Consider the following 10868-nt stretch of genomic DNA (forward strand, 5'->3'; position numbering starts at 1 on the left):
CTTTTTTGGCTGATTGAAGTGGTCTATCTTTCGTCGGCGGGCGTTTGCCTTCAGCTTCTGTGCTGACTAGGCTGAAACCCTGCCCGCCGAGATTCGCTTTGCCTCGGCCCCGTATGCTGACCCACGCAGGGGCAACAACATGCGCGATGCCGAAAACACGCCCCAGGTCCTCCACCGGCGGGTGATGCCCGCTGCCTTGCTCGCATTCAGCCTGCTGTTGCCCGCCCATGCGAGCGATGCCCAGATCGTCAGCCTGCTCGGCAAGGGAGAGACCCATGGTCCGGATAGCCAGGACTGGCGCCGCGCCGTGTTGCAGCAGTCGCTCACGGCGGGTGACTATGTCAGGACGCTGGATTTCAGCCAGATGGCGCTCTTGCTCAGCGACCAGACCCAGCTGCGGCTGAACCAGAACAGCCTGCTGCAAGTGAAGTCGCTGGTCGGTGCCGGCCAGCCGACCCGGCTGTTGCTCAAGAGCGGCCGGAGCTGGATGCAGCGCAAGGGTACCGATACCCGCGCCCAGGCGGGCCAGCCGGCGGTGCTGGAGATCGAGACACCCAACGCCATCGCCGCCATCCGGGGCACCGACTGGGAGCTGGTGGTGCAGGATTCCGGCATCGTGACCCTGACGGTGTTTTCCGGCGAGGCCGAGTTCTACAACCCCTACGGCCGTATCAGCGTAGCCGCCAACGAGCAGGCCAGCGTGGAGCCAGGCAAGGCGCCGGTCAAGATCCTGCTGACGCAGGCGCGCGACCGCATCCAGTGGGTCACCGCCTACCAGCCCCAGCCCATGCGCTGGGGGGCGGCGCAGTTGCCCGAGGGGCCTGCACTGAGTGCCGCCATCGAGGCCGGCCGCTATGGCGATGCCTTCCCGCAACTTGAGCGTGCGCCGCTGCAGAGCGCGGCGTCAGCGGCCGTGCTGGCCGACCTGTTGCTGGCGCAAGGGCGGGTGGACGAGGCGATCCGCCTGCTGGAAACGGCGCGTGGGCGTTTTCCGGATGCGGCCGAAATGGATGCCTTGCTGTCCCGCGCCTACGTGATTGCCGGCAGGGCGGACGATGCCGCGCGGCTATTGGCCAACGCCCGGACGCGGCACCCCCGATCTGTCGAGGGCTGGCTGGCCCGCGGTGACCTCGCGCGCTATGAAGGGCGCGCGGCCGAGGCCAATGTGGCCTATGGACAGGTACTGACGCTCGATGACGGCAATGCGCCGGCCCTGTTCGGCCTGGGCGTGGTCGCCAGCGAACGGGAATACGTACGGCGTGCACGCGACTACCTGGGCGAGGCGCTGCAGCGTGCGCCGCAGGGGCCGGGCTACCAGGGGGAGCTGGGTACGCTGGAGACCTTTGCTGATCATTTTCCGGCGGCAAGCCAGGCCTTCGAGGCCGCCTTGCGTGACAAGCCTGACGACTATGCCGCGCTGACCGGCCTGGGCCTGATGCAACTGAAGCGGGGCGAGACCGACGCGGCGCTGGCGTCCTTTCTCAAGGCCAACGTGATCGAACCGCGCTACGGGCGGGCGGTCCTCTACGCGGGTGTTGCCTACTACCAGCAGGGCAAGACCTATGCGGCGGAGGAGCGCTTCCGCCGCGCGGCCGAGCTGGACCCGCGCGACCCGCTGCCCTACATCCTGCTGAGCGTGGTGGCGAACGATGCGATCGAGCCCGGCGAGGCGGTGGAAGCGGCGCATGCCGCGATACAGCGCCTGCCCTATCTCAAGTCGCTGAACCAGTTGCTCAACAACCAGAAGGGTAGCGCCAACGTGGGCGCGGCCCTGGCGGCCTTTGGCCTGGAGGAGTGGGCACAACAGTATGCCTACGCTTCCTACAACCCGTACTGGGCCGGCAGCCATCTGTTCCTGGCTGATCGGTTCAATGGCACGTTCAACAAGAACTCCGAACTGTTCCAGGGCTTCCTGAGCGACCCGACCGTGTTCGGTGCCTCGAACCGCTTTTCCAGCCTGCTGCCCCGGCCGGGCGACTACGTCACGCTGACGGCCGGTGCCTTGCACCAGTCGGCCAAGGTCACCTCCTACGACCTGATCGTCAACGGCTATCACAACCAGTACCTGCCCTTGGCCTACTTCGTCGAGCAGGCCGGTGTCAGTGCACGGCCCGCCACCAGTACGCTGGATGGCGACGTGGGGTTGACCACGCTCGGCCTGGGTTTCCGGCCCCGGCACGATGTCGGTGTGTTCCTGTTCGCCAACCAGGAGCGGCTGGATTCCCTGCTGACCGACCCGGCCAACGGTTTTTTCCGCACCCCGCAGGAGGGGCGCAATGCGCGCGCCGACCTGGGTATCAACATCAAGTTCTCGCCGGATTCGCAGTCCTGGTTCAAGGCCGGCAGCGGGCAGGACAAGCGGCTGGTGAACGGCCTGGTGACCGATACCGTTGGCTACGACCTATTCTCCGCCGTGTTCCCGTCGGTGACCTTCTCTGACAGGGGCGACTACGTGTTGCGCAACAAGGTGAAGGCGCACGATGCGCAATGGCGGCACGTTGTCGACGTCAGCCCGCGCTGGCAGCTGGGCCTGGGCATCGAATCCGGCCAGCAATCCCTGCCGGTGCTGAGCCAGCAATACCTGCCTACCAATTTCGGCCTGTTCTACTACGGCCTGCGCGAGCGGACCGACCACCGTACGACCGACGTGAGCATCACCAACCGCTTCCAGCTCCGGGACAGCTTGCTGCTGCAGCTGGACCTGACGCAGCAGCGCCTGAAGAAGCATTTCGAACGGGAACAGTTCTACGGCGTGGTGGACCTGTTCGAGGAATCGCAGGCTCGCGGTCGGGACGAGGACATCAAGGCGCTCAACCCCCGTGCAGGCCTTGCCTGGCAGCCGGTTGCCGGGCAGACCCTGCGGCTGGCCTGGCAGAAGTGGCGCCGGCCGGCCATGCAGAACAGCCTGGGGCCGATCGATACAGCCGGTATTCCGCTTGATGACCGCCTGGTTGCCATCGGCGGCAGCCTGCAGCGGGCGCGGGTCCAGTATGAGCTGGCACTGGATGAGCGCAGTTTTGTCAGCGTGTTTGCCGACCGGCGCAAAATCGACAACCTGCTCAATCCCGGCGGCACGCTGGTGACCGGCACCGAGCTCGATACCCTGGAGCGCTTGCGCAAGCTGTTCACGACCGGACAGGGGGCGGTCGACTACTACGAAGGTACGCCGGACTTCGCCGCCGGCAAGGTCAGCAGTGCGGGGCTGGCAGCGAACCGCATCCTGAGCCCGCGCCTGGCGGTATCGGGCGCCTATGTGTACCAGGAGAGCCGCAATACGGCCGGCGGCACGGCCTACGGCAATGCCATCCCTTTGCTACCAAGGCATCTGGCGCAACTGGGGATGACCTGGGTGGCGCTGCCACGGCTCAAGTTCGACGCCATCGTGCTCTATCGCAGCAGCCGTTTTGTCGATGAAGCCAATAGCGCTGAGCTGGCGAGTGGCTGGAACGGCTCGCTACGCGCCAATTGGGAATCCGCCGATAAGCAGTTTGGCGTCACGCTGCGGGCCGAGAACCTGCTATCGCGACCTGCCGCCGGTTTTGACCACAAGGCGTTGCTGGGTCTGCTCCTGTCCTGGCGGCTGTGAGCGGCATCCGGCGCCAACTACGTAGCATGCTGGACCGCTATGCCGTTATTGGGCTGGCGGTGCTGGCGAGCGGCTTGCTCAGCCTGACGCCCTGGTGGCAGGGCATCGAACTGGGTGGTTTCGATGCCTTGACCCGGCTGACCGCGCCCGGTCCCAGCAGCCTGCCGATCACGGTGATCGTGATCGACGAAGAGTCGATGGCACAGATAGGCCGGCAGTGGCCCTGGCCACGCAGCCTGCATGCCCGCTTGCTGGACCAGCTGCATGCGGCAGGGGTGGCGGTGGTTGGCTTCGACGTGCTGTTTGCCGAACCTGCGGCCGATCCGCAGGACGACCTGGCGTTCGAGCAAAGCATACGGCGTGGTGGCCCGCTGGTGCTGGCGGCCAATGTCGAGTATCGGGAGAGTGCGGCGGCCCGGCTGTGGACCCGTATCGATCCCTTGCCACGCTTTGTGGCCGCCGGCGCGCTGCCCGGTCTCGCGGCCGTGGAGCTGGATCGGGACGGCGTGCTGCGGCGTTTCCCCCGGGCCGACGAAGCACTGTGGCGGCAGGTTGTCCGACAACTGGAGCGGCAGCAGCCTGGCGTGGTGGCCCAACAGGCCGCCTTGCCTGGCCAGCGCATCCGCTACCTCGCGGCAGACCAGCCTTTCACGCGCATCCCCTACTACCGCATGCTGGAGCCGGACCGCTACCTGGCGCCCGGCTGGCGGGCGCAGTTGCGTGACAACATCGTGCTGGTGGGCCGTAGCGTCAAGGCGGCGACGGAAGTCAGCGCCGCCCAGTCCGACCTGTTCCTGACCCCCTTCTTTGCCAGCCACGGCGAGATGATGCCGGGGGTGGAGATCCATGCGAACCTGATCGCCAACATGGTGGAAGGCCGGGCGCTGCAGGCAGCGCCGCCGGGCTGGCGACTGGGTCTGCTGCTGGGGCTTGCCGTGCTGCTGGGTCTGCTGCTCCAGCACTGGCGACCCGTCTACAGTGCCTTGCTGGCGGCGGGTCTGGTGGGGGCGGTGGCTGTGCTGGGGGCCTGGCTGTTCCGGGCCGGCTGGTGGCTGCCGACCGGTAGCGCCATGCTGGCGCCACTGCTGGCCTACCTGGGGCAGGGTGGGCGCGCCTATGTCCAGGAACAGGCACGACGGCGCGAGATACGGCGGGCTTTTGAACACTATGTCTCGCCGACCGTGGTCGAGCAGATCGTTGCCCATCCCGAACAATTGCGGCTCGGTGGTGAGCGCTGCGAGCTGACCATCCTGTTCACCGACCTGGCCGGCTTTACCCGCATCGCCGAGACCATGCCGTCCGAGGCTGTGGCCGAGCTGCTGAACCGGCATCTCTCCGACATGACCGAGATCGTGATCCGCCACGGCGGCACGGTCGACAAGTTCATCGGGGATTCGGTCATGGCGTTCTGGGGCGCACCGCTGGCGGACCCGCAACAGGCCGAACACGCGCTGGCCGCCGCGCTCGACATGCAGGCCGCCACCCAGCGCCTGCACGATGATGTGCTGCTGATGGGGGGGCCGGATATCCAGATCCGGATCGGCCTGCATCGCGGCGAATGCGTGGTGGGCAATATGGGCGGTGAGCGGCGTTTCTCGTATACCGCGGTCGGTGACAGCGTGAACCTGGCCTCCCGCCTGGAGGGGGTCAACAAGGTTTACGGTACGACAGTCCTGCTCAGTGGTGCAGTCATGGCGACGCTGGCGGATGCGGCTCAGCGGCTGCGACAGATCGACCTGGTGCGCGTGGTCGGCAAGGCGCAGGTGATCGCCATCTACACCCCCTGCCAGGACCCACACCTGCGTGCGCTGACCCAGATCGCTTTCGAAGCTTACTGCCGGGGCGATCTCGGCGCCGCCCTGGCGGCCTGGACCTCGCTGCAAAGCCAGTACCTGGCCGATACCGTGGCCGATGTGTTCCTGCAGCGCCTGCAACGCTGGGAGGGTGAGGGCCTGCCGCTGGACTGGGACGGCGTAACGACGCTGGAAAGCAAGTAAGCTGGTTCTCCCCTCTTTGTTGATGCCATACGCTGCTGGCAGAGCTCCTGCCCATATCCGGTCTGGTTTGCTGGGTTATTTGTTGGTATAACATTTGTACTGGACAAATAGTGGGGTGTTTGTATGACTTGTACCATCATCACCGGCGCCAGCGGCGCGATAGGCGCCGCGCTGGCACGTCGCCTGGCGCAAGCTGGCACACCGCTGGTACTGGTTGCCCGCCATCCAGACCTACTCGAGACACTGGCGGCATCGCTGGATACGGATACCCTGGTGCTGGCCGCCGATCTGACCGATCCCACCTGCGCCGCCCACCTGATGGCCGAGGCCGAGAACCGGCTGGGTTCGGTCACCGGTCTCGCCCATTGCGTGGGATCAACCTTGATCAAGCCTTTGCACCTGACGCAGGAAGCGGATCTGCGGCAACTGTTCGAGCACAACTATTTCAGCGCTTTTCACATGCTGAAGGCCTTTGTCGCAGCTGCGCTCAAGCACAAGCAACCCGCCAGTGCCGTGCTGGTGGGCACCCTGGTCGCGCAGGCGGGTTTCCCGAACCACGAGGCTATCGCCAGCGCCAAGGCCGCCGTCGCGGCGCTGGCCGTGACCACCGCCGCGACCTATGCCGAGCGCGGCATACGCGTTAATTGCATCCATCCGGGTTTGACGATATCGGCCTTGTCCGCCCGGCTGACCGGCAGCCCCGAGGCAATAGCCCGCAATGCGCAAATGAACCCGATGGGCAAGCTGGGGGAGGGCGCAGACAGCGCGGCCATGATGGCGTTTCTGCTCAGTGACGATGCCCGCTGGATCACCGGTCAACAGATAGGCGTCGATGGCGGGCACGCGGTGATCCATCCCTTGCCCAAGGCGTAGCGGGTGAATGGCGTAGCCAAAAAACCGGATTACATTGCGTTTGGCCCATCCGGCCAGGGCCGGGGCTGGAAATCGTTGCGAGACAGCGCTATGTTTGCGCTCGCCGTCGCTTTGCACGACGGCCAATCAAAACAACAATTTCCCGCCGGGAGGAAATCTTGCCATACGCTTATCAATGTACGGACTGCGACTATTCGCAGCCCATGCCGTTTTTCCCGTCACAACGCTGCTATCTGACGGCCGAAGGGATCGTCCTGCCGCTGAATTGGCAGTATGACTGGTGCCAGGACTGTGATCGCGTGGCTGCGATGGAAGCATTCGACATCGCAGAGCTGAACGACGAGGCCGAGGATACCGCACGCTTCCTGGCCAAACTGGGAGCGCAGCCTCGGCGGCGTTGGTGGCAGCGGGAGACGACAGCTCGACGGCGTTTTATTGAATGGCGTCGCCAGGATATTGTCCTGCGCAATCGCCTGGCAGATATTCGGGTGCTGCTTGATGCGATACGCAATCGCACCGTGGGACCGCGATGCCTTGATTGTGGCTGGACAAGCACCCATTCCGCAGTGTCGATTGGTGCACGGTGCGAACCTGTGCATGCCGGTTGCGGAGGTCGATTGCATCGCAAGGATCTGGGTCGCGTCAGTGGGCGAACCAATGAGCGACGGCTGTACAAGTTGAACGGGGAGCTGATCCGCGTTGTGGAGGCCGACTACAGTCGGGATTTCGATCACGAGCATTTCGATAATGCCCGACTACGTGGCGAGCATATTCTCGATGTTGAGCTACCAGAAGCCAGTCCGCGGTAACCCCATGGTTGATCCTGCGAATTGAAGGTATCCCCTGATGCGCAAGGGATAACGCCGGCTGCGGATACGGTGGAAGAAGGGCTAGTTGCGTGGTACCCGGTCGGAACCATTCTAGCCACTGCGGCGTCTCTAGCGGGAGCGGGCGAGGTTTGCCCGCCTACTCCCCTAGATAGCCGCAGGAGCGACTGTTCATGCAATGCCCCGTCTGCAAGGAAACCACCCTGGTCATGGCCGAGCGCCAAGGCATCGAGATCGACTATTGCCCGCAGTGCCGCGGCGTCTGGCTGGACCGTGGCGAGCTCGACAAGCTGATCGAGCGTAGCCAGCAGGAGCTGGCGGCCGCTGCACCGACCCGTCCTGTGCCGGAGGAACGCCCTCGGCAGGATGGACACTGGGGGAACGAACGCGGCCATCACGACAAGCATCGTGGTCACGACGGCAAGTACCATGGCAAGAAGTCCTCGTTCTGGAACGAGCTGTTCGACTGAGGTCTGACGGTTTATTCGCAGCCCAGCTTCCTGGCCGAGACGGTACAGGGTAGGTAACGCTCCATGATGGTCCGGTAGCTGCCGTCGGCCATCATGGCTTCCAGGGCCTGGTCGAACTGGTCGACAAAGCTGGGCGCCAAGGCCTTCTTGCTGAAGGCAAACATGGCAGCGTCTTCCGACACGATGACGTCTGTTTTGTGAATGTCATTGAGCAGACCGAGCTGCTGCAGCTCGATCAGGCCGGTCACTTCGTCGGCGATCATGCCGTCGAGCCGGCCGAGCTTGATCATCTTCCAGGCACCGCGTCGTTGCGTGACCGGCACGCGGCGGGCAATGAACTCAGGCTTGCTCTGCAGGCTTTCATATTCCGGGCCATAGGAGACGCCGATCTGGGCACCGAGCCGGAAGTCGGTGCCGATCAGGTCGGCCAGCCGGGTGATGCGGTATTTCTCCGCAACCGCCTTGCCGATGAACAAAACGTTGGGCGAACGATTGGTGGGGCGCGAGAAGTAGGCATAGCGCTCCCGCTCCTCAGTGCGCAACGCACCGGGCAGGATGTCCAGCCGACCGCTTTGCAGTTCCAGCAGCGCGCGCGCCCAGGGCATCTCCACAAAGCGCGGCTCGCAAGCCATGCGACGCAACGCTTCACGCACCATATCCGGACTCATGCCGGTGACGGTGCCGTCCTTGCCGAGCGATGAATACGGCGGGTCATCATTCCAGCGCACCGTCTTGATGCAGTCGGCCGCCAGCCCGTGCAGGGCGGTGGCCAGCCATACCGCAGCGCCCACCCATCTCGCCCGCCAAGCCAAGCCTGCTTTTCTGGGCATGCCTTGTTCTCCGTAAGCCATATCACTGACTTTAAGGGATGCCTGCCCCGTGGTCACGATCCCCTTGCATGGCGATCCACAGTGCAGCATTGCGACGACAAGCAGAGGTCTTTTCTGTCTCTAGCCAGATGCCGGTTTCGACGCTTTTCATGGAAACGGTTCCAGGCTGATTGCCGTCCACGTCAGTGTGAATCCTCACATATCAATCGCTTAGCAGTGTCGTTAGAATCCGCCCCCTCGTTGTATGACGTATGCGTGGCCCCTTGCTGGTGGCCGTGTGTAGCGCCAGCAACGAGGGTGCGACGGCCACGATGTTAATAATCGCCGCAATGCACCGGCAGTAGCTACGAGGGGGAAGTCCCAACGATACGACGCCGTGCCCCGACCATCACTGGATGGCCGGGCCGAGCGCCGTACCACTGCACGCCGCGCAACTGCGCCGGCGCGGTGTTCTGCATTCCATCGAGTGCCACCCTCTCATCTCACGAATACCGCTGCGAGTAGCCGCTCACATCGCGTCCCACACTGACGCGCGGCCGCCAGCAGCACCAGGATGAATAGACGGTTCGGCACCATGCCCTTGTTCCTATCTCCATGCAGCAGGCCACAGCCTGCCAACTGGCTACGCTATGCGAGCACCACCCTGCTGGTGCTCGTCAGCCTGTCGTCGCGCGCTGCCGTCGACAACCAGGCCGAAGAGCGCTTGAAGAAAGAAGAAGACAAGGCACGGGCCATCCTGGATCGCCTCGCCGACCAGCCCGACGTACTCAAGCCCACCGTCAAGCGCGGCGCCTTGCCGCAGCTGGCGCCGGAAGACACCTGCTTCACCCTGGAAAAGATCGTCATCGAGAGTGACGAGGCACATTTTCGTGCGCTGGCCGACAAGCTTGCCTTCGCACGCGGGCGCTGCATCGGCGCGACCGGCCTGCGTGAGCTGCTGGGCTATGTCAACGACACCCTGATCGACGAGGGCTATGTCACCAGCCGCGCCATGGTGCCGGAACAGAACCTGGCTTCCCGTACGCTGGTGCTCAAGGTCGTACCCGGCCGTATCGCCGCCGTCCGCTATTCGGACGACGCCGATGGCATCTGGCGCAATGCGGTGCCGGTGCGCCTGGGCGAGGTACTGAACCTGCGCAACCTGGAGCAGGGTGTCGAGCATATGCAGCGCCTGTCCTCGCAACAGGTCCGTACCGATATCCAGCCCGGTGGCGAACCCGGCAGCAGCGACCTGATCATCGAGCGCCAGCGTGGCCGCAGCCTGTATGGCGGCGTACAGGTCGACAACACCGGCTCGGGCTCATTCGGTGCACTGCAGGGCAATGCCAACCTGGTGTACGACAACCCGCTCGGCATCAACGACCAGCTCAATCTCAGCTTCAGCAGCAACCTGTTGAAACTGGCGGACGACAACCGCAGCCAGAGCGCGGTAGTGGGCTACAGCGTGCCCTATCGCTTCATGCTGGTGTCCGGCTCCGCCGCCTACAGCACCTTTGCCCAGCGCATCCAGGGCGTGACCCAGACCTTCCTGTCGCATGGCGACAGCAAGACGCTGGAGCTGCGCGACCAGTATGTCGTCTGGCGGACCGACGCCGACCGTCTTGCGCTGACACTCAGCGTCAACAGCCGTCGCTCGCACAGCTATATCGACGACACCGAGATCACGGTCCAGCGCCGTCGTACCAGCAACCTGGAGCTGGGCGCCAGCTACCGCCACCGCTTCGAGAACGGCAGCCTGGACGTGTCCTACACCCGTCGCAAAGGCATGAGCTGGATGGGCGCCCAGGATGACCTGGCCAGCGCCTTCGAGGGCGGCGTCACGCTGCGCCCGGATATCGACAATATCGACATCGGCTACAACACCCAGCGCCAGTGGTTCGGCCGCCCGGTCGGCATCAGTACCCGCCTGCATGCGCAGGCCGCCCACCAGGCCACCCTGGTCACTGACCACCTCTCCATCGGTACCCAGGGCACCGTGCGCGGCTTCGAAGGCCTCGTCACCCTGAGTGCCGAGCGCGGCTGGTTCTGGCGCAATGAATTCAGTACGCCCTTGCTCGGCCAGTCGGTCTACCTCGCCATCGACGCCGGTCGCGTCTGGGGGCCGTCCGCTGGTGCCCTGATCGGCGACAAGCTGGTCGGCAGCATGCTCGGCCTGCGCGGCCAGCTCTGGCAATTCAATTACGAGGCCGCGATCGGCACCCCGCTATCGCGTCCCAGCGGCTTCCAGAGCCGCACGATCAATACCTATATCAATCTCGGTTACAGCTTCTGATGGGCAAGTCCGA

General features: G+C 64.6%; 7 protein-coding genes. 6 read left to right on the top strand and 1 reads right to left on the bottom strand.

Going from position 1 to position 10868, the window contains the following annotated elements:
* Positions 1-139 precede the first annotated feature (139 nt).
* From ACYVHK_RS19745 to ACYVHK_RS19765, 5 genes are all read left to right on the top strand, one after another.
* Positions 140-3586 carry a TonB-dependent receptor domain-containing protein gene (locus ACYVHK_RS19745; protein ID WP_460535666.1) on the top strand — a complete coding sequence of 1149 codons (3447 nt, stop codon included), beginning with the start codon at positions 140-142 and terminating at the stop codon, positions 3584-3586.
* Positions 3587-3612: 26 nt separating this feature from the next.
* On the top strand, positions 3613-5583 hold the full coding sequence (locus ACYVHK_RS19750; RefSeq protein WP_460535668.1) for a CHASE2 domain-containing protein: 1971 nt from the start codon (positions 3613-3615) through the stop codon (positions 5581-5583).
* A 123-nt stretch (positions 5584-5706) separates the two neighbouring features.
* A complete protein-coding gene (locus tag ACYVHK_RS19755; protein ID WP_460535670.1) occupies positions 5707-6456 on the top strand; it encodes an SDR family NAD(P)-dependent oxidoreductase in 750 nt (249 codons plus the stop codon).
* Between the two features lie 158 nt (positions 6457-6614).
* Positions 6615-7265 carry a hypothetical protein gene (locus ACYVHK_RS19760; RefSeq protein ID WP_460535672.1) on the top strand — a complete coding sequence of 217 codons (651 nt, stop codon included), beginning with the start codon at positions 6615-6617 and terminating at the stop codon, positions 7263-7265.
* Between the two features lie 191 nt (positions 7266-7456).
* Positions 7457-7753, top strand: coding sequence for a TFIIB-type zinc ribbon-containing protein (locus ACYVHK_RS19765; RefSeq protein WP_460535674.1), 297 nt, complete (start codon positions 7457-7459; stop codon positions 7751-7753).
* Between the two features lie 11 nt (positions 7754-7764).
* Here the strand turns inward: ACYVHK_RS19765 and ACYVHK_RS19770 are convergent, their stop codons facing one another.
* Positions 7765-8583 carry a substrate-binding periplasmic protein gene (locus ACYVHK_RS19770; RefSeq protein WP_460535676.1) on the bottom strand — a complete coding sequence of 273 codons (819 nt, stop codon included), beginning with the start codon at positions 8581-8583 and terminating at the stop codon, positions 7765-7767.
* Positions 8584-9136: 553 nt separating this feature from the next.
* Here ACYVHK_RS19770 and ACYVHK_RS19775 point away from each other — a divergent pair.
* Complete coding sequence (locus ACYVHK_RS19775) at positions 9137-10855, top strand: ShlB/FhaC/HecB family hemolysin secretion/activation protein (protein ID WP_460535679.1); 1719 nt, start codon at positions 9137-9139, stop codon at positions 10853-10855.
* The last annotated feature ends 13 nt before the right edge of the window (positions 10856-10868 follow it).

This window comes from Chitinimonas naiadis (assembly GCF_054780835.1).

Bases quoted from the DNA above. Each gene is read 5' to 3' on its own strand.
- ACYVHK_RS19765 (WP_460535674.1), top strand. From the start codon at position 7,457: ATGCAATGCCCCGTCTGCAAGGAAACCACCCTGGTCATGGCCGAGCGC.
- ACYVHK_RS19775 (WP_460535679.1), top strand. From the start codon at position 9,137: ATGAATAGACGGTTCGGCACCATGCCCTTGTTCCTATCTCCATGCAGC.
- ACYVHK_RS19750 (WP_460535668.1), top strand. From the start codon at position 3,613: ATGCTGGACCGCTATGCCGTTATTGGGCTGGCGGTGCTGGCGAGCGGC.
- ACYVHK_RS19770 (WP_460535676.1), bottom strand. From the start codon at position 8,583: ATGCCCAGAAAAGCAGGCTTGGCTTGGCGGGCGAGATGGGTGGGCGCT.
- ACYVHK_RS19745 (WP_460535666.1), top strand. From the start codon at position 140: ATGCGCGATGCCGAAAACACGCCCCAGGTCCTCCACCGGCGGGTGATG.
- ACYVHK_RS19755 (WP_460535670.1), top strand. From the start codon at position 5,707: ATGACTTGTACCATCATCACCGGCGCCAGCGGCGCGATAGGCGCCGCG.